The 25,369-nt window shown below is 36.2% G+C and carries 17 protein-coding genes, 2 tRNA genes and 3 rRNA genes; 13 read left to right on the top strand and 9 right to left on the bottom strand.

The window, feature by feature from the left end:
- The 6 genes from lpdA to K6119_RS05895 all read right to left on the bottom strand — a co-directional run bounded on the left by lpdA (position 1) and on the right by K6119_RS05895 (position 7,275).
- Positions 1-1,401 carry a dihydrolipoyl dehydrogenase gene (lpdA, locus tag K6119_RS05920; protein WP_221836586.1) on the bottom strand — a complete coding sequence of 467 codons (1,401 nt, stop codon included), beginning with the start codon at positions 1,399-1,401 and terminating at the stop codon, positions 1-3.
- A 30-nt stretch (positions 1,402-1,431) separates the two neighbouring features.
- A complete protein-coding gene (locus tag K6119_RS05915; RefSeq protein ID WP_221836583.1) occupies positions 1,432-1,980 on the bottom strand; it encodes a hypothetical protein in 549 nt (182 codons plus the stop codon).
- Between the two features lie 5 nt (positions 1,981-1,985).
- Positions 1,986-4,628, bottom strand: a complete 2,643-nt coding sequence (locus K6119_RS05910) for a valine--tRNA ligase (protein WP_221836580.1) — start codon at positions 4,626-4,628, stop codon at positions 1,986-1,988.
- Positions 4,629-4,706: 78 nt separating this feature from the next.
- Complete coding sequence (locus K6119_RS05905) at positions 4,707-5,801, bottom strand: tetratricopeptide repeat protein (protein ID WP_221836570.1); 1,095 nt, start codon at positions 5,799-5,801, stop codon at positions 4,707-4,709.
- Positions 5,788-6,372, bottom strand: a complete 585-nt coding sequence (locus tag K6119_RS05900; RefSeq protein ID WP_221836568.1) for an RNA polymerase sigma factor — start codon at positions 6,370-6,372, stop codon at positions 5,788-5,790. Before K6119_RS05900 ends, K6119_RS05905 begins: the two co-directional genes overlap by 14 nt.
- Positions 6,373-6,450: 78 nt before the next feature.
- Positions 6,451-7,275, bottom strand: a complete 825-nt coding sequence (locus K6119_RS05895; protein ID WP_221836565.1) for a hypothetical protein — start codon at positions 7,273-7,275, stop codon at positions 6,451-6,453.
- On the opposite strand from K6119_RS05895, the gene pfkA reads away from it, so the two are divergent.
- The 6 genes from pfkA (at position 7,259) to rrf (ending at position 13,766) form a co-directional block, all read left to right on the top strand.
- Complete coding sequence (pfkA, locus tag K6119_RS05890; protein ID WP_221836562.1) at positions 7,259-8,275, top strand: 6-phosphofructokinase; 1,017 nt, start codon at positions 7,259-7,261, stop codon at positions 8,273-8,275. The two genes, K6119_RS05895 and pfkA, sit on opposite strands and share 17 nt — an antisense overlap.
- A gap of 456 nt (positions 8,276-8,731) precedes the next feature.
- Positions 8,732-10,256: ribosomal RNA gene (locus K6119_RS05885) — 16S ribosomal RNA — on the top strand.
- 132 nt (positions 10,257-10,388) lie between these two features.
- Positions 10,389-10,462 (top strand) — tRNA-Ile (locus K6119_RS05880).
- 7 nt (positions 10,463-10,469) lie between these two features.
- Positions 10,470-10,543 (top strand) — tRNA-Ala (locus K6119_RS05875).
- Positions 10,544-10,660: 117 nt separating this feature from the next.
- Positions 10,661-13,523 (top strand): 23S ribosomal RNA (locus K6119_RS05870).
- A gap of 129 nt (positions 13,524-13,652) precedes the next feature.
- Positions 13,653-13,766 (top strand): 5S ribosomal RNA (gene rrf, locus K6119_RS05865).
- Together the 16S, 23S and 5S rRNA genes with 2 tRNA genes alongside form the textbook arrangement of a ribosomal RNA operon.
- A 106-nt stretch (positions 13,767-13,872) precedes the next feature.
- Here the strand turns inward: rrf and K6119_RS05860 are convergent.
- The 3 genes from K6119_RS05860 to K6119_RS05850 are packed head-to-tail and all read right to left on the bottom strand — an operon-like array spanning position 13,873 to position 16,833.
- A complete protein-coding gene (locus K6119_RS05860) occupies positions 13,873-14,241 on the bottom strand; it encodes a DUF7793 family protein (RefSeq protein ID WP_221836526.1) in 369 nt (122 codons plus the stop codon).
- 46 nt (positions 14,242-14,287) lie between these two features.
- Complete coding sequence (gene tilS / locus K6119_RS05855) at positions 14,288-15,598, bottom strand: tRNA lysidine(34) synthetase TilS (protein ID WP_221836524.1); 1,311 nt, start codon at positions 15,596-15,598, stop codon at positions 14,288-14,290.
- On the bottom strand, positions 15,592-16,833 hold the full coding sequence (locus tag K6119_RS05850; protein ID WP_221836522.1) for an anthranilate synthase component I family protein: 1,242 nt from the start codon (positions 16,831-16,833) through the stop codon (positions 15,592-15,594). The genes tilS and K6119_RS05850 overlap by 7 nt, the downstream gene beginning before the upstream one ends.
- Before the next feature lie 50 nt (positions 16,834-16,883).
- Here K6119_RS05850 and K6119_RS05845 point away from each other — a divergent pair, with 50 nt between their 5' ends.
- From K6119_RS05845 to K6119_RS05815, 7 genes are all read left to right on the top strand, one after another.
- On the top strand, positions 16,884-20,156 hold the full coding sequence (locus K6119_RS05845) for an FG-GAP repeat domain-containing protein (protein WP_221836520.1): 3,273 nt from the start codon (positions 16,884-16,886) through the stop codon (positions 20,154-20,156).
- 96 nt (positions 20,157-20,252) lie between these two features.
- Positions 20,253-21,605 carry a magnesium transporter gene (gene mgtE, locus K6119_RS05840; RefSeq protein WP_221836518.1) on the top strand — a complete coding sequence of 451 codons (1,353 nt, stop codon included), beginning with the start codon at positions 20,253-20,255 and terminating at the stop codon, positions 21,603-21,605.
- 62 nt (positions 21,606-21,667) lie between these two features.
- Positions 21,668-23,275: a T9SS type A sorting domain-containing protein gene (locus tag K6119_RS05835; protein WP_221836515.1), complete on the top strand. Its 1,608-nt coding sequence runs from the start codon at positions 21,668-21,670 to the stop codon at positions 23,273-23,275.
- A gap of 28 nt (positions 23,276-23,303) precedes the next feature.
- Positions 23,304-24,257 (top strand): NAD(P)-dependent oxidoreductase, encoded by a 954-nt coding sequence (locus tag K6119_RS05830; protein WP_221836512.1) that lies wholly within the window; start codon positions 23,304-23,306, stop codon positions 24,255-24,257.
- Positions 24,258-24,519: 262 nt separating this feature from the next.
- Positions 24,520-24,690, top strand: coding sequence for a hypothetical protein (locus tag K6119_RS05825; RefSeq protein ID WP_221836509.1), 171 nt, complete (start codon positions 24,520-24,522; stop codon positions 24,688-24,690).
- A 147-nt stretch (positions 24,691-24,837) separates the two neighbouring features.
- Positions 24,838-25,014 (top strand): hypothetical protein, encoded by a 177-nt coding sequence (locus K6119_RS05820; RefSeq protein WP_221836507.1) that lies wholly within the window; start codon positions 24,838-24,840, stop codon positions 25,012-25,014.
- Positions 25,015-25,182: 168 nt separating this feature from the next.
- On the top strand, positions 25,183-25,353 hold the full coding sequence (locus K6119_RS05815) for a hypothetical protein (RefSeq protein ID WP_221836504.1): 171 nt from the start codon (positions 25,183-25,185) through the stop codon (positions 25,351-25,353).
- Positions 25,354-25,369: the final 16 nt, after the last annotated feature.

Genomic DNA, 25,369 nt, shown 5'->3' with positions numbered 1-25,369 from the left:
TTAAATGTGCAATGCTCTATCTTCTGTAGCAGCAAGTGCAGCTTCTTTAGTAGCTTCGGTGTATGTTGGATGAGGATGACAAATTCTTGCCATGTCTTCAGCTGTAGCACGATATTCCATTGCTGTTACTGCTTCCATGATCATATCTGCAGCTCTGGCAGAAACCATGTGTACTCCAAGTACTTCATCTGTTTCAGCATCTGCTAATATTTTTACCATTCCTAAAATATCCATACTTGCTCTGGCTCTTCCCAAAGCTTTTAAAGGAAATGATCCAACTTTGTATTTTACACCTTCAGCTTTTAATTCCTCTTCAGTTTTTCCTACTGCTGCAGCTTCTGGCCAAGTATATACAACACCTGGAATTAGGTTATAGTTCAAATGAGGTTTTTGTCCTGCAATTAATTCAGCAACAAAAACACCTTCTTCTTCTGCTTTATGTGCTAGCATTGCTCCCCTAACAACATCACCAATAGCGTATATTCCGTCAACATTAGTTTTTAAATGATCATCAACATCAACCATTCCTCTTTCACCCATTTTAACTCCTGCATTGTCTAAACCTAATCCTTCTGTATAAGGTTTTCTTCCTACAGCAACTAAGCAGTAATCACCTTCAAATTTCACCTCTTCTCCTTTTTTATTCAAAGCGGTTACAACAACACCTTTTCCGGTATTTTCTACATTTTGAACACGGTGGTTGAAATTGAATTTAAATCCTTCTTTCTTTAAAACTTTAGTTAACTCTTTGCTAACAGCACTGTCCATTGTTGGTAGAATTGAATCTGCAAATTCAACAACATTTACGTTAGCACCTAGTCTAGCATGAACAGAACCTAACTCTAAACCTATTACTCCACCACCTATGACAATTAAGTTTTTCGCAACTTTTTCAAGATTTAACATCTCAGTAGATGTAATGATTCTGTCTTTGTCCGGTTCCATTCCAGGGAAATAATTAGGTTTTGAACCTGTAGCAATTACGACATTTTTAGCTGTAATTGTAGATTCTTTTCCTTTTTCATCCGTGACTTTTACTGTGTTTTTGTCTACGAAAGAACCAAGACCATAGTGAACATCAACTTTGTTTTTGTCCATCAAATATTTTACACCATCACTGGTTTGATTTACTACGTCATTTTTACGAGCAATCATTTGCTTCATATTAATTTTAACCGCAGATGTATCAATACCGTGTTTTTCAAAATTATGTGTTGCATTATGATAATGCTCAGAAGAGTCTAATAGCGCTTTAGACGGAATACATCCAACATTCAAACATGTACCACCAAGGTTGTTGTACTTTTCAATAATAGCTGTTTTTAATCCCAATTGCGCACATCTGATTGCACATACATAACCTCCAGGTCCGGAACCAATTATTACAACATCATAATCCATAGGTAAAATATTTTATTTGTACTAAACTAATTATTTCTTTTCTTTTTCAATTATCAATGATTGCATCATTTCATGCGCAATCGTTTGCCACGATTTAAATCCTTTTTTTGGTGCGTGAAATTTACAAGCTAACATCTGTCCTCTGAACAAGGTAAAGAACACGAATTTGTAATTTTTTTCCGGCTTTTTCTGGATGTATTCAATATATCCAACTTTAGCGCCATTCACATCAATTACACTTTTGTCCTTCCACTTGGTTTTAGGATTTTGTTCTTTCAACCATCCTTCAATCATATTAGTGATGGCTGGCAAGGTTTGTTCTTTTGCATTTAACTGAGTTGATCCAAATCCAATTCTTACATTTTTATCGGTATCAGCATAAGCCATCTTAATAGCAGGAAGTTCCTTACTATATAAAGATTTAATGTCTCCATCAGCCAACTGTTTAAAAGTTGATGGAACTTTGATTTTAACCAGTCCGTTATAAATCTCAATTTGAGCTAGTTTAACTTCTGCACCTTTTTTTGCATGAATTGAAAAACTTATTGCAACTAAAAATAATAACGCAAACTGTTTCATCTTACTTAATTTAATTCTGCCAATTTATCTTCAAGAATTTGAATCTTGCTAATAGCGTCCGCTTCTTTTTTACGTTCCATTGCAACTACTTGATCAGGAGCATTATTAACAAACTTGTCATTGCTTAGTTTCTTTTGAACAATAGCAAGGGAACCTTTTGCGTATTCTAATTCTTCTTCAATTTTTTTCTTTTCTGCCCCAACATCTACAGTTTCACCAAAAGGAATAAAATATTCATTGTTCTTTTCGATAAAAGAGAAAGCATTTGCTACTTTTTCCTCTACATAAGCCAGTTTTGAAATATTCCCCATTTTATTGATTACAGGATCAAATTTCTTTGAATAATCTGCATTTATTTTGATGGACAATTCAATCTCTACTTTATTGGCTATATTCTTTTGTTTTCTGATGTTACGGATATTAGTAACAACAGAAGAAGCAACTTCAAATTCTTTTAAAATATCTTCATTGATGTTATTTGCAGTTGGCCATTTTGAGATGATAATATCTTCTCCTTCTTCTCTGTCCTTTAACCAATGCCAAATTTCTTCTGTCAAATGTGGCATAAATGGATGAGCTAATTTTACAACTTGCTCAAAGAATTCAATGGTTTTATCTAAAGTTGCAGTATCAATCGGATGCTGATATTCTGGCTTAATCATTTCAAGATACCAGTTACAGAAATCATCCCAGGCAAATTTGTAAATGGTCATCAATGCTTCAGAAATTCTGAACTTATCCATTAAATTATTTACGGATGCAATAGTTTGATTGAGTCTGCTTTCAAACCACTCAATGGCTAATTTACTCGCTTCAGGTTGCTCAATATCTTTCCATTCCCACATGTTAACAAGACGAAGGGCGTTCCAAATTTTATTGGCAAAGTTTCTTCCTTGTTCACATTGTGAAGTATCAAATGGTAAATCGTTTCCAGCAGGAGACGAGATCAATATCCCAACTCTTACTCCATCTGCACCATACTCTTCCATCAATTCAATTGGATCAGGTGAGTTACCAAGAGATTTAGACATTTTACGTCCTAATTTATCTCTTACAATACCTGTGTAGTATACATTTTTAAATGGAACTTCACCTAAGTATTCAATTCCGGCAATGATCATTCTAGCCACCCAGAAGAACATAATTTCCGGAGCTGTTACTAAATCATTGGTTGGATAGTAATATTTTAAATCTGCATTTGCAGCTTCTTTACCATTTCTGATGATTGTAGCGTCAAAAGTTGAGATAGGCCACAGCCAAGAAGAGAACCACGTATCTAATACATCTTCATCTTGTTTTAAAGCCTCCTTAATAACTTCTTTTCCTGTTTTTTCAGATGCCAATTTAGCTGCCTCTTCTGCAGTTCTAGCAACTACGTAATCATTTGGCCCAGAACCAAAATACCAGGCTGGAATTTGATGTCCCCACCACAATTGTCTTGAAATACACCAGTCTTTGATGTTTTCCATCCAGTGTCTGTAAGTGTTTTTCATGTTGTCAGGATGGAATTTAATTTCTCCATTCATCACAACATCTAAAGCCGGTTTAGACAATTCTTTCATGTTAACAAACCACTGCAGTGAAAGCTTAGGTTCAATAACAGCATTTGTTCTTTCAGAATATCCAACTTTATTGATATGATCTTCAATTTTGATCATATATCCTCTTTCGTCAAGCTCTTTTGCAATTTGAGTTCTAACTTCAAATCTGTCTTTACCAGAATAATGTAAACCATGTTCATTCAATGATCCATCATCATTCAAAATGTCAATGGTTTCAAGCTTGTGTTTTTGACCTAAACCATAATCGTTTTCATCATGAGCAGGAGTGATTTTTAAACAACCAGTCCCGAATTCCATGTCAACATATTCATCTTGGATAATAGGAACGGCTCTGTCTGCAATAGGTACAATAGCTTTTTTACCAACTAAATTGGCATAACGAGCATCATTAGGATTAACGCAAATTGCAGTATCACCTAAAATTGTTTCAGGACGAGTAGTGGCGATTGTTAACCACTCATCTTCTGATCCTTCAATTTTATATCTAACGTGATAAAGTTTAGAATTAACTTCTTTGTACTCAACCTCTTCATCAGATAAGGCAGTTTGGGCTTGAGGATCCCAATTGATCATTCTCAAACCACGGTAAATTTTGCCTTTTTTGTAAAGGTCAATAAAAGTGTCAATAACGCTCTCACTGTATTCAGGGTTCATTGTGAAATTGGTTCTGTCCCAATCACATGATGCGCCTAATTTTTTCAATTGTTCAAGGATAACGCCGCCATACTTGTCTTTCCAGTCCATGGCATGCTTTAAAAACTCATCCCTACTCAGGTCCGATTTTTTAATCCCTTCATCCCTAAGCTTTTTTACAACTTTGGCTTCAGTTGCAATACTGGCGTGGTCTGTTCCTGGAACCCAACAAGCATTTTTGCCTTCCATTCTTGCTTTTCTTACCAAAACATCCTGAATGGTGTTATTCAACATGTGCCCCATGTGTAACACTCCTGTTACGTTTGGTGGAGGAATAACAATTGTATATGGCTCACGATTGTCTGGTTCTGAATGAAAATATCTTTGATTCATCCAGTGTTTGTACCACTTGTCTTCTGATTTACTAGGATCGTATTGTTTAGGGATTTCCATTGACACTTTTCTAAAAAATTTTCAGGGTGTCAAAGTTAGTCAATCCTAATAGAAGGTTGGATAAAAAGCTTTAAAAAATCAGAGTGATTTCTTTAATTCAATCGCTTCCTTAGCATAAAACTGTCCTTCCATGATGATTTCATCTAAAACAGATTTAGCTTCCTCTTTTCTATTCAACTTAATTAGTGTTTTTGATTTGTACCATTTTGCTTCTTGTCTAAAAGCTATATAGCCCGAAGCCTTTTCAATTCTCAATACTTCATTAAAAAACACCAATGCTTGTTCATAGTTTTTCATGTCATAGTAGCAAAGAGCTCCATAAAAATGGGCATTTAAATCTTGAGGATACTGCTCAATTATAGTCAAGAACCTGCTTAATGATTTCTTGTAAGCTTCACTGGAAAACTGCTGTATGCTTTTTTCAAGATACTCCATATAAGGGACATCTACTTTTTCTTCAATTAGTTCTCTGTTATTTTTTGCTTCTTCGCTTTCGTATTGTGCTGATAAACCGGTCATAATAGTTCTTGTGTAATGAATTTTAGTATCAGGTCTATCTATTCTACTGTAGTCAACAACGTATAAGTCATAGTAGTATTTAGATGGTGCATAAATCACCTTGCCACGTTCTACCTTTTCAGGAATTAATTGATTGTCAATTTCAATATCTATTTTATCATCAATAACAATGATAACAGGCTCATTGTCCTCAATAATCTTAAGGCTACTGTCAGATTTTATTTCTTCAATTTGTGGTTTATTAATAACTATTTCTGAGGGTTTAATTTGATCATCATGCTCAGCTACAGTCATTGTGTCAATTGCGGTTGGAACAATTTCTATTTCATCAAATTCTTCAATGTTTGTAGCTGCGACATCAAATTCTACCGGTTGGATATCAGGTTTAATTAAAACCGCAAGTAGGTAAATTAAACCACCTCCTATTACCGTTGTTATACCAATTGTAGACCAGTTTATTTTTGCTTTTACTTTTTGAATTGAATCTAAATGCGATATGCTTCCAGGATTATTTTCATAACCTTCCATTGCTTCATACAAAAAAGGATCTTCCTGAGCTTTGATTTCTAAAGCACGCATTTCATCAGGATTTAGATTACCGTTATAGTAATCTTTAATTAATTCAAAATCTATATGTTCTTTATTTGAACTCACTTTGCTGTTCTAAAATCAATTTTAAATTGCGTTTACCATTTTGTATATAACTTTTTACCTTTTTTAAAGGGTATTTAGTTTGTGCTACTATCTGCTCGTAGCTCATTTTCTCCAAGTAAAAAAGTTCTACACAAATCTTCTGTTCATCTTTCAATTCTTTAATAGCTAAATCCAAACTTTCAAGTTGTTGTTCTTTTTGAAGCATTTGATTCAACTTTATATCATCTTCGTTAATCGCAAAAAGTGCGGCAGTTTCAAAATCTCCTCCTTCAGGATTCTTTTTCCTTAAATCCATCAGACATTCATTTCTGCTAACACTATATAACCAGTTTTTAAAATTGCTAATCTCAGATTTTTGCAGTTTTTCAGGTAGTTTTTCAAAGATGTTCATCATGATGTCTTCTGCGGCTTGCGTATTTTTCATATACTTTAAACAAAGTCCAAATACCAAAGGGGAGTATCTTGTAAACAATTCTCCCGTCGCTTGATTGTCTTTGTTTAAAACAAGCTGCACCAATTGAAGATCATCTAACTGGCGAATATTTTTTCTGGTAAATAACCCAAAAAGCATATGCTAAATATACATATCAATTACCTAGTTTAAATGGTTAACAATTAATAGATGCAACTTAAAATTGAATTCCATAAATTATTTCCATAAAATTCTAACGGTAAGATCATGTTCTAATCTAAAAGAAGGTTTTACATATGCAGATCCCAAATTAGCGATATCACTTTTTGTACTGAAATATTCAGCTTTTTGTAAATAAGGTTGATACATAATTTGGGCTACAATTTTATCATTAAACCTGTATTCTATTCCGGCATTTGCTCCAACGCCCCATCCAACACCACCTGTTTTAGCAGTAAAATTATTGGTAGGGTCATGAACAGAGAACAAGGACATTTGATATGTCTCATAAAAAGCTATGTGTTTGTCTATTCTCCATCCCATAAATAAACCACTAATTCCGGCAACATAATTTATTTTATCATTCCCTTCTATTATATAGTCTAAATTAAATCTACCATTAAATCTACTTTCTTCAGCAGTTATATATCCAGTTCTGTATTGTTCTTGTGAAATAGTTTGAGAAGGATCTATTACCTGTATAGTGTAGCCACTATTAACTTTAAGTTTTGAAAAATCCGCATCAATACCTGCTTGTAAATTAGGACTTACTTTAAATCCCATTGTAACGCCGGTGAGCAGTCCTGGTTGATATCTAACAATGGTAGGGAATCCGTCATAATCAAGGAAAAAATCTTTTTGCCCTAATATTTCATATATAGCTAGATAGTTTTGTTGGAGATTTAATGTATAGTCAAGTTTATCTTGATACCAGCCACCATATCTATTTGCATAGTTTTTATTTGCAAATTTTACTCCTACATTTACTCCGAAGAAAAATCTTTGCTCAATAACATCATCCTGACTAAAGGAATTAGTAAAGGTGATGAGCAAGACTAACATTATAAAAGCCTTTTTCATGTCATCAAAAATAAGAAATATTGCCTTACTTACATCAGGTGGAGATTCACCTGGAATGAACGCGTGTATTAGAGCAGTTGTGAGAGCAGCTTTATATCATGATTTAGTTCCGTATGGAGTTTATGACGGTTTAAATGGTTTGATTAAAAATGAAATCAAGGAGTTGAAGTATAAAGATGTTTCTAATATCCTGCAGATGGGCGGAACTATTTTGGGTACGGCAAGATGTAAAGAGTTTCATGAAAAAGAATTTAGGGCAAAAGCTTATGAAAATTTAGCAGCTAAAAATATTGATGCATTAATAGCTATAGGAGGAGACGGGACTTTTATGGGGATGTCAATATTTTCTAATGAATTTGATATTCCTGTCATTGGTATCCCAGGCACTATAGACAATGATATTAATGGTACAGAGTATACTATAGGTTTTGACACTGCTTTAAATACTATAATTAATTCTATAGATAACATAAGAGATACAGCAGCATCTCATCATAGAATATTTTTAGTTGAAGTAATGGGAAACAATTCTGGAACGTTGGCTTTATATGCGGCGGCTGCAAGTGGAGCCAGGGAAGTGTTTATGCCTGAGAAAAAAGAAGATTTAATTGAAATAAAGGAAAAGGTTAAGAAAGCAATTGCAGCTAACAGGTCATCTATAATAATAGTGTCAGAGGGAGATGAAATAGGAGGGGCGCAACAGTTATATGATTATTTAGCTGAGCAGCATTTGGCTGATAAGATTCGATTTTCTGTATTAGGACACATTCAGAGAGGAGGCAGACCGACATTTATAGATAGATTAAATGCTACTTTGTTTGGGGAGAAAGCAGTTGTAAGTTTATTACAGGGAAGATCTAATATAATGATAGGTATAAAAGAAGGTAAGGTAGCAACAGAAGACTTTTTATTATCTCAAGAAAAAAAGAGTATCCAAAACATGGAATATTTGAAACTAATTCGAAAGTTATCCGTTTACTAGGTTCCGTTCTTTAAAAAAGCGTAAAAAATTAGTCGATTTTTTTTGTGTGCATAAAGTTGATTTGAAGGCCTTTATCGAGGATAAAAAAAGATAGGGCGAAAAAAACGAAAAAAAAACTTCAAAAAAGCTTTTTAATTAAAATAACCACCGTATCTTTGCGGCCGCATTTGAGCGAAACGTTATTTGAAAAGGTGGACAAAAAAATAAATTAAAAAAACTTGAAAAAAAGTTTGGTAATGAAAAAAGTTGTCTATCTTTGCGCTCCCGTTTTGGTAAGACGATATCAGAAAGTCGGGAAAAATTGAGGGAGATAGAGGAGATAGAGGAGATAAGCTGGATACTGATGAGTATTTAGTACAAAAGAAAGAGTTCTTTGAGGAATTGAAAAGATAAGGAATAGCAAAGTCAAGAATTAAGACCCTGCAGTCAATTGGAAATTATATTTAAACTTTTTATACAACGGAGAGTTTGATCCTGGCTCAGGATGAACGCTAGCGGCAGGCCTAACACATGCAAGTCGAGGGGTAACAGGAAAAAGCTTGCTTTTTTGCTGACGACCGGCGCACGGGTGCGTAACGCGTATACAATTTGCCCTGTACTGGAGGATAGCCCGGAGAAATTCGGATTAATACTCCATAGTATTATGAATTCGCATGTTTTCATAATTAAAGTTTCGGCGGTACAGGATGAGTATGCGTCCTATTAGCTAGTTGGTGAGGTAACGGCTCACCAAGGCGACGATAGGTAGGGGGCCTGAGAGGGTTGTCCCCCACACTGGTACTGAGACACGGACCAGACTCCTACGGGAGGCAGCAGTGAGGAATATTGGTCAATGGAGGCAACTCTGAACCAGCCATGCCGCGTGAAGGAAGAATGTCCTACGGATTGTAAACTTCTTTTATTTGGGAAGAAACCCCTCTACGTGTAGAGGGCTGACGGTACCAAACGAATAAGGACCGGCTAACTCCGTGCCAGCAGCCGCGGTAATACGGAGGGTCCAAGCGTTATCCGGAATCATTGGGTTTAAAGGGTTCGCAGGCGGCCTATTAAGTCAGTGGTGAAATCCCATAGCTCAACTATGGAACTGCCATTGATACTGATAGGCTTGAATTTAGTTGGAGTAGGCGGAATGTGTAGTGTAGCGGTGAAATGCTTAGATATTACACAGAACACCGATAGCGAAGGCAGCTTACTAAACTAACATTGACGCTCATGAACGAAAGCGTGGGGAGCGAACAGGATTAGATACCCTGGTAGTCCACGCCGTAAACGATGATTACTCGATATTGGCGATACACAGTCAGTGTCTAAGCGAAAGTGATAAGTAATCCACCTGGGGAGTACGTTGGCAACAATGAAACTCAAAGGAATTGACGGGGGCCCGCACAAGCGGTGGAGCATGTGGTTTAATTCGATGATACGCGAGGAACCTTACCAGGGCTTAAATGTAGTCTGACAGATTTGGAAACAGATTTTTCTTCGGACAGATTACAAGGTGCTGCATGGCTGTCGTCAGCTCGTGCCGTGAGGTGTTGGGTTAAGTCCCGCAACGAGCGCAACCCCTATTCTTAGTTACCAGCATTTCGGATGGGGACTCTAAGAAAACTGCCGGCGCAAGCCGCGAGGAAGGTGGGGACGACGTCAAGTCATCACGGCCCTTACGTCCTGGGCCACACACGTGCTACAATGGCGAGTACAGAGGGCAGCTACATAGTGATATGATGCAAATCTCAAAAACTCGTCTCAGTTCGGATCGAAGTCTGCAACTCGACTTCGTGAAGCTGGAATCGCTAGTAATCGCGCATCAGCCATGGCGCGGTGAATACGTTCCCGGGCCTTGTACACACCGCCCGTCAAACCATGGAAGCTGGGAGTGCCTGAAGTCTGTAACCGTAAGGAGCGGCCTAGGGTAAAACTAGTAACTGGGGTTAAGTCGTAACAAGGTAGCCGTACCGGAAGGTGCGGCTGGAACACCTCCTTTCTAGAGAGGCTGTCACTCTTAATTTGAGTACTAGCTATTTCTTTTATCTTTTCGATATTATTAAATTTTTGCCCTCCCGTTAATATAGAGGGAGAGTGAAAAGTGAAGCAAGCGGGATGATCGAAAATAGAGAGTCCTGTAGCTCAGTTGGTTAGAGCGCTACACTGATAATGTAGAGGTCCGCAGTTCAAATCTGCGCAGGACTACAAATTAGGGGAATTAGCTCAGCTGGCTAGAGCGCCTGCCTTGCACGCAGGAGGTCACCGGTTCGACTCCGGTATTCTCCACGAAGACGATGAAATTCTTAGACATGAGTCAGCCGACTTTAGAAAAACATGTTTAAGGGTTGAGTTTTAAAGTTCATTGAAATATTGAGTATTGATTGAAGTAGTGAGTAACAAGATTAATAAGTTACTAAGAGCATATGGTGGATGCCTAGGCTCTCAGAGGCGATGAAAGACGTGATAAGCTGCGATAAGCTACGGTGAGGTGCAAATAACTTTTGACCCGTAGATTTCTGAATGGGGCAACCTAGTACATTGAAGATGTATTATCCTGTAAAGGAGGCGAACCCGGGGAACTGAAACATCTAAGTACCCGGAGGAAGAGAAAACAATAGTGATTTCCAGAGTAGTGGCGAGCGAAATGGAAAAAGCCCAAACCAAAGTTGTTTCGGCAATTTTGGGGTTGTAGGACTAAAGATGGACTTAGAACGCATAAAAGAATTTATCTGGAAAGTTAAACCGCAGAGGGTGAAAGTCCCGTATTTGAAATGAGTTTTATACCTGTTAGTATCCTGAGTAGGGCGGGACATGTGAAATCCTGTCTGAATCAACCGGAACCATCCGGTAAGGCTAAATACTCCTGAGAGACCGATAGTGAACAAGTACCGTGAGGGAAAGGTGAAAAGTACCCTGAATAAGGGAGTGAAAGAGAACCTGAAACCATATGCTTACAAGCGGTCGGAGCCTACGGGTGACGGCGTGCCTTTTGCATAATGAGCCTACGAGTTACTCCTCGTTAGCAAGGTTAAGTATTTAAGATACGTAGCCGAAGCGAAAGCAAGTCTGAATAGGGCGATTAGTTAGCGGGGGTAGACGCGAAACCGTGTGATCTACCCATGATCAGGTTGAAGCCCCGGTAAAACGGGGTGGAGGACCGAACCAGTTCACGTTGAAAAGTGTTTGGATGAATTGTGGGTAGGGGTGAAAGGCCAATCAAACTCGGAAATAGCTCGTACTCCCCGAAATGCATTTAGGTGCAGCGTTGAGTATAGTGTCATAGAGGTAGAGCTACTGATAGGGCTAGGGGGCTTCACCGCCTACCAAACCCTGACAAACTCCGAATGCTATGACATGATTCTCAGCAGTGAGGGCATGGGTGCTAAGGTCCATGTCCGAGAGGGAAAGAACCCAGACCATCAGCTAAGGTCCCCAAATATATACTAAGTTGTTTTAACGTTGTGTGATTACTTTGACAGCTAGGATGTTGGCTTGGAAGCAGCCATTCATTTAAAGAGTGCGTAACAGCTCACTAGTCGAGTGATCGTGCGTGGATAATAATCGGGCATAAGTATATTACCGAAGCTATGGATTTATGGTAGGGGAGCATTCTGTACTGCGTTGAATGTGTACTGTGAGGTATGCTGGAGTGTACAGAAAAGCAAATGTAGGCATAAGTAACGATAAAGCGGGCGAGAAACCCGCTCACCAATAGACTAAGGTTTCCTCAGCTATGCTAATCAGCTGAGGGTTAGTCGGGACCTAAGGTTAATCCGAAAGGAGATACCGATGGCAAACAGGTTAATATTCCTGTACCAGTTAATATTGTGATGGGGTGACGGAGAAGTGACCGGTCTGCGAACTGACGGAAGTGTTCGTTGAAGGGTGTAGACGTTGATTCAGTAGGCAAATCCGCTGATGAGTTGAACCTGATAGTACCGAGCGTCTTTAGACAATCGGATAATGACCCTAATCATGCTCCCAAGAAAAACCTCTAAACTTCAGATATTAACTGCTCGTACCCTAAACCGACACAGGTAGTCAAGATGAGAAATCTAAGGTGCTCGAGTGATTCATGGCTAAGGAACTAGGCAAAATGGTCTCGTAACTTCGGGAGAAGAGACGCTCTACTCCGGTAGAGCCGCAGTGAATAGGCCCAGGCGACTGTTTATCAAAAACACAGGACTCTGCGAAATTGAAAGATGAAGTATAGGGTCTGACACCTGCCCGGTGCCGGAAGGTTAAGAGATGTTATCTTCGGAGAAGCATTGAATTGAAGCCCCGGTAAACGGCGGCCGTAACTATAACGGTCCTAAGGTAGCGAAATTCCTTGTCGGGTAAGTTCCGACCTGCACGAATGGTGTAACGATCTGGGCACTGTCTCAGCCATGAGCTCGGTGAAATTGTAGTATCGGTGAAGATGCCGATTACCCGCAACGGGACGGAAAGACCCCGTGAACCTTTACTATAGCTTCACATTGCTATTGGATAATTCATGTGTAGGATAGGTGGGAGACTTTGATCTTGCTTCGCCAGGAGTAAGTTAGTCGTTGTTGAAATACCACCCTTGGATTATTCGATACCTAATCCCTCATAGAGGGAGACATTGTGTGGTGGGTAGTTTGACTGGGGTGGTCGCCTCCAAAGAGTAACGGAGGCTTCTAAAGGTACCCTCAGCACGCTTGGTAACCGTGCGTAGAGTATAATGGCATAAGGGTGCTTGACTGGGAGACTTACAAGTCGATCAGGTACGAAAGTAGAGCATAGTGATCGGTAGTTCCGTATGGAAGGGCTATCGCTCAAAGGATAAAAGGTACTCCGGGGATAACAGGCTGATCACTCCCAAGAGCTCATATCGACGGAGTGGTTTGGCACCTCGATGTCGGCTCGTCACATCCTGGGGCTGGAGAAGGTCCCAAGGGTTGGGCTGTTCGCCCATTAAAGTGGCACGCGAGCTGGGTTCAGAACGTCGTGAGACAGTTCGGTCCCTATCTGTTGTGGGCGTTAGATATTTGAGAGGACCTACCTCTAGTACGAGAGGACCGGGGTGGACGAACCTCTGGTGTACCTGTTGTGGCGCCAGCTGCATTGCAGGGTAGCTATGTTCGGATGGATGAGATAAGCGCTGAAAGCATCTAAGCACGAAACTCGCCTCAAGATGAGATATCTTTTAAGGGTCGTTGAAGACGACGACGTTGATAGGTCACAGGTGTAAAGATGGTGACATCAAAGCCGAGTGATACTAATTACCCGTAGACTTATAATCACAAGTAACTCACTACTTCAACATAACTCAATGTTTATTTTTAGACATTAGTTGTTAGATACTACACGCTAGAATTTTAGCGTTTATGACTAACCAAAGACATTTATGTGCCAATTTGGTACGACGATTTTCGGTGTCTATGGCGGTCGGGTCCACCTCTTACCATTCCGAACAGAGAAGTTAAGCCGACTTGCGCAGATGGTACTGCCCTTTTGAGGGTGGGAGAGTATGTGGATGCCACTTTTTTAAGCCTTGTTCCTCTTGGAGCAAGGCTTTTTTTGTTTTAAGATGGTGGTAATTTGGGTAGGGATAAAGTTTCTTAAACCTTAATACTTTTTAAAATACCTGACTAATATTCATTAAGCCATTCAAGCGCTTTTGATTCAGTTGAAAATTCTCTCATAGGATAATCCACAGATCGAAATTTCCGATACAGTTTAAAAAGATTACGGTGAATGATACTGTGAATTACAAAAGCCTCTGCAATTGCAGGACGTTCACGTTTAGCGCTCCATTGTCTAGCCTCACTAGTAATTGAAGTGTTTTTTGGAAATACATGTAGAACTTTGAGATCTTTAACACCATCTGTTAATTCGTCGTAGATTCGAACTGCTTCTTCAACATCTGCTCGCTCTAGTCTAACATTATCCTTCCATATAATACGATAAATATCTATTTCCAGAACAATAGTTGAATTTTCATTAACGATAGGCTCCATGCTGTTAAATTAAGCAATAATGTATAAAAAAGAAACAATCGCTTGATCATTTATATTGGATAACAAGAATTTCAAAAGTTTGATTATCCACTTTAAAATTTTCAGAAGTTAAAAATGGTGGAATTGCTATTAATTTCCCTGTATTGTCTTCTATTACGATAATTTCCTCTTTTTCGAATAATGAGAATTTTTTATCAATAAGAATGTCCGAAACCAATTTCCCTCCATTTAATCCTAATGGAAGAATTTTATCACCATTTTGCCAATTGCGTACCTTTAAAGGAAACTCTATTTTACCTTTGTCAAGGTAAATAACGTCATTTAAAAAATCAGCCTTATTCTTTAACTCAAATTTTAGTTGCTTATGAAATATTTCAATTTGAGCAGGAATAGAATCGTCAATGTTAATGGCAACATCAACTTTTAAAGCTTGTTGTCGGATAAAAATTCTATCTCTATCCAGTAAAAATTCAAATTCTGTACTTTTAAAGATAGACCCAGTATTTGAATTCTTAAGAAACTTAATGAATTCCTTTATGTTAGATCTTTTAATCCCAAATGGATCGAATACTCTCAAAAGGATTGTATTGTTGAGTTGAATTACTTTTTCAAGTCCTATACTTTTTAAATTCCCACTCGTAACAATTTCAGAGGAAAAATTTGATGCTATTTTTTCTATTAGCTCATTAATGTCAGACATTTCATCAAAGAACGAGCTCATTTTCTTTTTAAACTCAGGTTCAAGTTCTAAAAATGAAGGAATAATGTTATGCCTAATATTATTTCTTAAATATTTATCTGATAGTTTGTTTGAAGAATCCTCTCTATACTCAATATTTTGTTGATCAATAAAACTATAAATATCATCTACGGTGAATTTATTAAGTGGACGGTAAATTTGTTGATTGTATTTTGGAATTCCCAAAATACCTTTGATACCTGTTCCTCTCAATAAGTTGATAAAGAAAGTTTCAATAGAATCATCAAGATGATGGGCAGTTAGTAAAAGATCATTATTAGATTTTAATTCGTTAAAAAACCAGTCATACCTCAATTTCCTAGCAGCAAGTTGAATATTTAAGTTAAGGTTGTTTGCTTCTTCAATTGTATTGAAATTTTTAACTCGTAATTCAATTTGATTTTTCAGGGCATAATTCCTGACAAATAATTCATCTTGATCAGATTCTTCCCCTCTAAGGTGGAAATTACAATGTAAAAGAATGTGTTTTATATTACATTTTGTTAAAAGAACAGATAGGACCATTGAGTCTTTTCCACCACTCATTGCAAGAAAAATCTTTCTATCATTGATGTCAGGGTAGTCTGAAAATATAATTTCCTTAAATCTTTCTAGCATAATGTTTCAGCCAAGGCTTTAAGTTTTAACTTACATTCTTCATACTCTTGTTCAGGATCTGAAAGTATAGTAATAGCTCCTCCTACAGCGGCTGAAATTGTTTTTTTCTTCCTGTTGTATACGAGTGATCTAATAATCACGTTAAAGTCGGTATTTCCGTTAGGCTCAAAATAACCAATAGAACCGGAATAGATACCTCTTTGAAAAACTTCTAATTGATCCGCAATTTGCATAGCAGAAACTTTTGGAGCACCTGTCATTGAACCCATTGGGAAAAGAGCTTTAATTACTTCTGAAGAAGTAGTTTCGTCTTTAATCAAGCAAGAAATAGTAGAAATTAATTGATGAACTGTCCGAAAACTATATAATTCATGCAATTCTTCAACCATTACAGAATTTCTTTTAGCAATTTTTGAAAGATCATTTCTTACTAAGTCCACGATCATAACATTTTCTGCAATTTCTTTTTTATCTTTTTTTAGATTGTTTTTTAATTTATTGTCTTCGTCAAAATTATCACCTCTAGCTGCTGTACCTTTTATAGGTTGAGAATAAATGATATCGTTACTGATTTTAAAGAATCTTTCTGGAGAGGCGGAAATAATGCTATGATCTTTAATATTTAATAATACACTAAACGGAGCTTCAGATTTATTATTCAGTTTAATGAATGTGTTTATAGGATCTATTTTGCAATTCGTAGCTCTAAAAGGAACGCAGTAGTTCATTTCATATATATCACCTCTTTGTAAATGATCTTTAATTTTTTCAATAGAAGAAATGTAATTGTTTTTGGATACTATTTCATTCAAAGTAACATTATCGTTTTTGGCTATTAACGAAGAATTATTGTTCAGCTCCAATATGTCTTTATCTGAATTTTTACCTGCATAGATAGCTGTCCCATTATTTGAAATAAATATGTTTTTAGTAGTAAAAAAGATAGCTGTTGGAAAATTATCATAATCTTCATTTTTACTAATCAATGAAGATTCAATGTAGTTTTTAATGTCATAGCTAAGCGCAGTAAAAATGTATTCCTCAGTGTTTTTTGTTTTAAATTTTTCAAACTTTTCAAATGAAAATTCATCTTCCAAAAGAAGCTCATCTTTGGTATCCCACGCTATTAGGAAATTGTCGTCATCTCTTATGAATGAGATAGACTGAAATGATTCAAGATTTGAAACAATATTCTTCCAATTTGGTTTACATTCTATTTTCCTGAATTTATTCATTTAAATTAGGGGTACGAAAATTGATTACTTATGCTTGAATTGATGAATTTATGAAGATTTTGTTATCGACATTCATTTTAGCTATCACATATTTTACACTCGGGCAGCAAAGTGCGTATAAATCAGTGAATGCTAATCTTTCAGGAATCAATTTTAACAATCAAATATCTGAAGATGAAAAAACAAATATCATGAAATATGATTATTTGTACAATGGCGCTGGAGTTGGAATAATAGACTTTAATAATGACCAGTTACCGGATATATTTCTGGCAGGTAATATGGTTGATGACAGATTGTATCAAAATTTAGGGAATTTAAAATTTAAAGATGTTACTGAATCTTCAGGAATTAAAAAGAATGGATGGAGTACGGGTGTTTGTATTTTTGACGTAAATGCTGACGGTTGGGATGATATATATGTATGTAGAAGTGGTCCAGATAAGTATGTAGATCAACTTTTTAATGTATTGTACATCAATCAGGGAGATGGGACTTTTAAAGAGGAAGCGGAACAATATGGTTTAAATTTAAATGGTCATTATACTCAAGCGGCACCTTTAGATATTGATCTTGATGGAGACCTTGATCTTTATGTAATGGGACATCCAGGAGATTTTAAGCACAATGTTGATTTTCAGCAGTTGATTCAAAAAATAGAATCAGGTCAAATTGAAAGTGATGTATTACTAGAAAATATTGATGGTCAGTTTGTAGATATAACTCAGCAATCAGGGATAAAAGAATTTGGATACGGATTAGGTCTGGCAGTTAGTGATGTTAACAAAGATGGATATCCTGATATCCTTGTTTGCAATGACTTTGATGAACCAGATCATCTTTTTATCAATCAACAGAATAACACTTTTGTTGATGAGAATTTAAGTTACCTGAAGCATACCAGTAATTATTCAATGGGAAATGACGTAGGAGATTTCAATAATGATGGTTTATTTGACTACATAAGTGTTGATATGGCTTTTGAACAGCACGAAAGATCTAAAACCAACATGGCATCCATGGATCCCATGAAATTTTTTGCAAGGGTTCAATTAGGCTGGGGATATCAGTACATGCACAATATGTTGCATCTCAATACAGGTATGGGAAGTTTTCAAGAGATTGCTCAGTATGCAGGAGTTGCCAAAACTGATTGGAGTTGGGCTCCATTGTTTATGGATATTGATATGGATGGCTATCAAGATTTATTTATATCGAATGGGTACAAAAGAGATACTAAAAACAATGACATAGGTTATTTTTTGGATCAAGCTAAAGCCAAGAAAGGTGAAATAACGATACAAGAGTTTTTGGAATTAATTCCTGCAGTTAAAATTGAAAATTTCTTCTTTAGGAATACAGGTAAATTGAAATTTGAAGATAAAAGGGTGGACTGGGGTGTAGATGAGCGTATTAATACTAACGGAGCTGCATATGCGGATTTAGATAATGACGGTGATTTAGATTTAGTGCTAAACAATGTTGATACACTAGCATCCGTTTATGAAAATACATTGCCAAGAGCCGGTTGTACTGTAGTTCTCCAAACTTATAGAATTCCTCAAGCCGAATTGGCAGGATTGATTTTTGAAGCTAAATCGGCTAAAAAAAGCCAGTATAAAGAAGCTTATTTTGTGAGAGGTTATGCCTCTACAGTTGAAAAGGAAATCATTTTTTATTCTGATAAAGAAGACCCTATCGAGTACATTGTTATGCACAAAAGAGATGGATCTAAATACAAGATATCTCTTAGTAATTCAAACTTTAATATTATAAGGTTAAAAGAAGATTTGTCTTATCCTGAAATATTGGAAGAAGAGCCAATTAAAAAGCAACTATTCAAGGAAATATCTGCAGACATGAAGTTAGATGCAATATATGTTGACAATAAGTATAATGATTTTGAGGAAGAAGTTTTGTTGCCGCATATGATGTCTACTAAAGGTCCTGCAATTGATGTGGCGGATATTGACAACAATGGATTGGAAGATTTTGTTATTTCTTCTTCAGTTGGCAAAATTCCAGGAGTTTATCTTCAAAATCCTAATGGTACTTTTAAATCAATGCTTAGCAGGTCCTTTTATAATCATCAATCTTCTGAAGATGGAGATGTTGTACTTTTTGATGTAAATGGAGATAAAAAGATCGATTTATTTATCACTTCTGGGGGATATCAATTTGCAGAAGGAGATACTGCATTAGAAAATAGAATTTACATAGGAGATGGTATAGGAAGATTTGGCTGGGTTAAAAATGCAATGCCTTCTAAAGAACTAATCAACTCTGGTAAAATTGTTTCAAATGATTTTGACAAAGACGGCGATACTGATTTTATAGTTTGTGGTCCGGCCTACCCGAAAAAGTATCCTTATGCCGGGAAAACAAAATTATACCGAAGTGAAAAAGGCTTTTTTAGAGATAGAACCAAGGACTTTGCTCCTCAAATGGAATATCTAGGAATGGTAAATGACGCCGTTTTTTCTGATATAGATAATGACGGAGATGAAGATATTTTGTTGGTGGGTGAATGGATGAATATTGAATTGATGGAAAATGTCAAAGGAGTTTACATTCATCATAAAAACTGGGTTAATCTTCCTGGATGGTGGACAACAATTAAGGCAGTTGACATTGACAATGATGGAGATGATGATTATGTTCTTGGAAATGCAGGAATCAATAATAAATTTAAAGCATCTGCAAATCATCCTTTAGAAGTTTATGCAAATGATTTTGATGCAAATGGGAGTTTGGATATTGTACTTGCATATAATAGAGATAATTATCAGTTACCCGTTAGAGGGAGAGAGTGTTCAAGTACCCAAATGCCTTTTATTGTTGAGAAATTCCCAACTTATCTGTCATTTGCCAATTCACATTTGGAAGATATTTACGGCAAGGAAAAGCTAGAAAAGTCTCTCCATTATAAGGTTACAGAATTTAGAAGCGGTGTTTTGTTGAACAATGGTGAAAAAGGAATGGAGTTTAAACCTTTTGTAACTGAGGCTCAATTTTCATTTTTAAATGATTTTGAAGTAATTGATATTAATAATGATGGGCTGTTAGATATCATTGGGGTAGGGAACAGGTTTAACTCTGAAGTTGAAACTACTAGGTATGATGCTGGTTGTGGTGTTGTTTTATTACAAAATAAGGAGGGTGAATTTGATTATGTTCCAGCTAAAGAGAGTGGGTTTTATGCCCCTCATAATGCCAAAAGCATTTCTGTTATTAAAATTGGTAAAGAAGGTAGAACAGCTTTCTTAGTTGGTAATAATAATCAGAAAGTTCAGCTTTTTGAGCTCATCTCACCGAATAATTAGCATCCCAACATTTTTTGATAATATCCGTATAAACTTAGGATTACAATAAAGCCCTTATCTTTGCGGGCAAGTAATATTTCATTAAACAGAATATCTGTGAAAGTAGAATTGACAAAAGAATTTCTAGATCGCGTTCAACTAATGGTTGAAAACCAGGATGCTGTTGGGATTGAGAAAGAACTCAATTTGCTTCACCCTGCAGATATTGCTGATTTAATGGAGTCATTGTCCATTGCAGAGGCCAAATATATTTTTGAGAACCTCAATGATGAAATCACCGCAGAAGTATTAATTGAATTTGATGAGGATTACCGAATCAAATTCATGAAATTGATGTCTACAGAAGAGATTGTTGATCAAATTGACAATCTGGAAACTGATGATGCTGCCGATATCCTTGGTGAATTAGAAGATGACGAAAAAGATGAGATTATATCTCAACTTGAAGATAAAGAGCACGCTTCTGAGATTATCGACCTTTTAAACTATGAGGGAGATACAGCCGGGGGATTGATGAATAAAGAATATTTTCAGACCAAAGCTAATTGGAAAATAGAGCGTTGTGTCATTGAATTGCGAAAGCAAGCTGAAAATATAGAGAAAGTTTACAGTATTTATGTAGTTGATGACGACGGAATTCTATTGGGGATTTTGTCTCTGAAAAGTTTACTTTTTGCTGAACCTAAAACACAAATTGAAGACATTTATATCCGTGATAAAGTTCATTATGTAAAAGTTCATGAGAAAGCTGAAGTTGTAGCTGAAATCATGGAGAAGTATGACCTTGTTTCTCTTCCTGTAGTTGATAGACAGCATAAGCTAGTGGGTAGAATTACCATTGATGATGTTGTTGACGTTATCATGGAAGAAGCAGAAAAAGATTTCCAAATGGCTTCAGGTATCTCTGAAAACTTGGAAGCTTCTTCTACGGTTTTTAAAAATACTCGATCAAGGTTACCATGGATATTGATAGGATTAGCAGGAGGGGTTGCAGCATCTCAAATAATTAGAGGGTATGAATCTCAAATTGACTTAAATCCGGCATTGGCATTTTTTATTCCGCTAATTGTAGCAACAGCAGGTAATGTAGGTGTACAATCTTCAGCTATTATCGTACAAGGATTGGCTTCAAAAGATTTTCAATTTCAAAGTTTGTTTAAGCAAGTTGGAAAAGAAACCTTGGTAGGAATGATGGTAGGATTTATTTGTTCTGTTATCATTTTTGGAGTCAATTACACTTTTAATGGGGACATTTTATTGGGAACTACAATTTCTATTTCACTTTTTGTTGTTGTTGTGATTGCTGCTGTTCTTGGTGCATTGGTTCCACTTCTATTGGATCGAATAAAGATTGATCCTGCACTTGCTACAGGTCCCTTTATAACAACGGCCAATGACATTATTGGTTTATCAATCTATTTCATGGTTGCTTATTTTGTGTATATGTGATATTTATCACATTCTACTCACTGAGCAAGTGATATCTTTAAGAAGAATTAAAATTAATGATCATGAAAAAGCTCGCTCTAACTTTTACGCTTTTGGCCGGAATTACTGCTAGTGCACAATCGCCAGAAGCTTTTGCCATAGAAATTGAACCATTTACGATTACAAACGCCCCTGGTGTTCATTCGTTTAGCTGGGGTAAAACTTCAGATAATTACTGGGTGATTTTAGGAGGAAGAGTGGATGGACTTCACCAAAGACAACCGTTTGCTGCTTTTTTAGAACAAGACAACAACAAGAAAGTTTATGTGATTGATCCTGTGGGTGAGCAAAGTTGGGAAGCGGACTTATCTGGTTTAAGCGCTGGAATATTTGAACAACTTCAAAGTACAAATCAAAATTTTTATCAGATAGATACAACCTTGTACATTACAGGTGGATACGGTTATAGTACGACAAATGCAGATCACATCACCTATTCTAATTTAACTGCTGTAGACTTAAATGGTTTGGCAGATTCTGTGATGCAAGGAGGAGATATTACCACTTTCTTTAGACAAATTACTGATTCAAGAGTAAAAGTAACAGGTGGATATTTAGGATATGCCAATTCAAAGTTTTATCTAGTGGGAGGTCAATTGTTTGATGGTGCCTATAATCCAATGGGACCTGATCATGGACCTGGTTTTGTACAGGAATATACAAGTGCGATTAAAGAGTTTGATATTGATGATGATGGTGTGAATATGTCCATTATTAACTATGATGAAGTCGTGGACACCATTAATCTTCACAGAAGAGATTATAACATGGTAAAACAAATTTTCCCTAATGGATCAATTGGCTATACGGCATTTTCAGGAGTTTTTGATTACAATGATATGCCTTATTTGAACACGGTAGACGTAGAAGGAACTACTTACACTGTTAACAACACATTTAGCCAGTACTTGAGTCAGTACCACTCAGCAAAGGTTCCATTTTATGACAGTTCTGCTCAGGCTATGCATACTATCTTTTTTGGAGGAATGAGTCAATTCCATTATGATACAACAGGAACATTGGTAGAGGATACTGAAGTTCCATTTGTTAAAACAATTAGTAAGGTTACCAGATTATCTGATGGAAGCATGAGTGAATATGCTTTAGGTTATGTTCAGATGCCTGCATTGTTGGGTTCTGGAGCAGAATTTATTCCAACAGGAGATTATTTGATTGACAATGATATTATAGATATCAATGCAATCCCTCAAGCGAAGACACTTATTGGATATGTATATGGAGGAATTGAAAGTACTGCAGAAAACATCTTTTTTATTAATGATGGATCTCAAAGTAGTGCCAGTACTACAATTTTCAAAGTATATGTAAACAAAGCAATTGCAGGTAATGAAGAATTTGTGACACAAAATTTAGATGTGTACAGTAATAATATCTATCCAAATCCTGCTAAAAAAGAGGTAACAATTGAATACGTGATTCCTAAAAATGGAACTTCAAATATTTCAATCATGGATACTTCTGGTAAAGTTGTATTGAATTTGGGGGATGAAAATTTGGAAGCAGGAAATTATTCTACAATGATTGATGTTTCTGAATTGTCTAAAGGAAATTACATTGTAAGATTATACAATGGCTCTTCTTACGTATACTATAAATTAATCAAGAAATAGTATTTACATTAGTGCTACTTAGATTTATATGAAAGTAGCATTTGTAGACACTGTACATGAAGCTTTGTGGAATGGATTAACGGATAACGGTTTTGACTGTTATGATTGCACACAGACTTCAATTGATGAGATTATTTCCAAAGCATTTGATTTTGAAGGAATAGTTGTTCGTTCTAGATTTCCAATGAATGCTGAATTTCTGGACCATTTTGGTGAATTGAAATTTATAGCTAGATCCGGAGCAGGAATGGAGAACATTGACCTGGAGTATTGTGAGCGTAGAAGTATTCAACTTTTTAATGCTCCTGAGGGAAATAGAAATGCTGTAGCAGAACACGCTTTGGGCATGTTATTGTGCATGTTTAATAAAATTCATACTGCTGATAGAGAGGTTCGTTCAGGAATATGGGACCGTGAGGGCAATAGGGGAGTAGAGTTGGATGGAAAGAAAGTAGGGATTATTGGATATGGTAATAATGGAGCGGCCTTTGCAAAAAAGTTAAAAGGATTTGATGTAGAAGTTTTAGCATACGACAAGTACAAGACCGGATTTGAAAATGATCATGTAAAAGAAGTGAGCATGGATGAGTTGATGTATATGTCAGATGTTGTTAGTTTGCACATTCCTCAAAATGAAGAGACTTTAGCATTGATAGATGCTACCTTTATCAAGAAAATGAAAAAGCCTTTTTACCTGATTAATTTATCAAGGGGAAAGATTGTCAAAACTGCAGATTTACTCTTGGGGATTAATGATGGTAAAGTTCTCGGAGCTTGTTTGGATGTATTAGAATATGAAAAGTCATCTTTTGAAAATATGTTCGAAAATGAAAATATGAGCGATAGTTTTAAGGCGTTATTGAATTCAGAGAAAGTACTTCTGAGTCCACATGTTGGAGGATGGACTGTTGAGTCATATCAGAAGTTAAGCGAAGTGCTTTTAGCTAAAATTTTGGCTCATTATAAGGATGAACTACATTAAAATTCTATTAAATAAGTAGATTTTTCAACAATTTTTAAAGATACGTCTAGCTCTTGTTTTTAGGGAGATATACGCAATTTCCAAAAGAGTTTTTTAACGTCAACTGTTGATTACTAAGGCATTTGAATTTGACGGGTCTGTTTTTTTTGGCTATTTTAGCACAGTTATAAAAAAGTTGACAGGGTTTTGTTTAGTCTTTGTCAGCACCAAAGATTAAGAAAACCAACTGTCCAAATTTTGGACAACACCAAAAAAAACCAAAATGAAAAAAGTATTTTTAGCAGGAGTATTAGGATTATTTGTTTTAGCAGTTTCTAGCTGTGGATCAGGTCACACTTGTGATGCTTACAGAACTGTAGATTACACTAAATACAAAAAAGCGCAAAACGAAAAAGTTGAAATGGCTCAAGAATTGGTAAACACCAAGAAATAAGTCTAACAACTATCTAAATATTTGAAACCCTGTCTTTTTAGGCAGGGTTTTTGTTTGTATATAAGTCAAACAATATTTTATTTATTCTTATGGTAACCAATTTGTTATGATGCGTTACAAATTGAGTATACATTAAAAACTATCGTTATGAAAAAATTATTGATTGTAGGAGTTGTTGGATTGTTTTCAATGTCAATGTACAGTTGTGGCAGACATACGCCTTGTGCTGCATATGGAGGGCAAGCTGATTATACAAAGTATAAGAAGAACCAAAATCAAAAAATTAAATTGGCCGAGCAGCTTCTTCAAACTAAGGTTCAGTAATCGGATAAATCCTGTAGCTTATCGATTAAATATCAATAAGATGCATTTTTATTGATCTTCTTGTTGACACAATAGGTTTTAATTCATATTTTAGCAAACGTCTCGCTTTTGATCTCAAACAAAAGTGTTTCAGCCAAAACAACTATAAAACCTTTTAAAAAACTTAACATGAAGAAAGCATTATTAGTATCAGTATTGGGAGTATTTGCATTAGGGATGTTCAGCTGTGGACACTCATCTTGTGATGCATATAGAACTACTGACTATACAAAGTACAAGAAAGAGCAAAACCAAAAAATTCAATTACTTGAAGACTTAACTAAAACAAGAAAGAAGTAATTTGATATAAGTCATT

The organism is Paracrocinitomix mangrovi, assembly GCF_019740355.2.
GTDB lineage: Bacteria > Bacteroidota > Bacteroidia > Flavobacteriales_D > Crocinitomicaceae > Paracrocinitomix > Paracrocinitomix mangrovi.
This window is presented reverse-complemented; position numbering and strand designations above follow the sequence as displayed.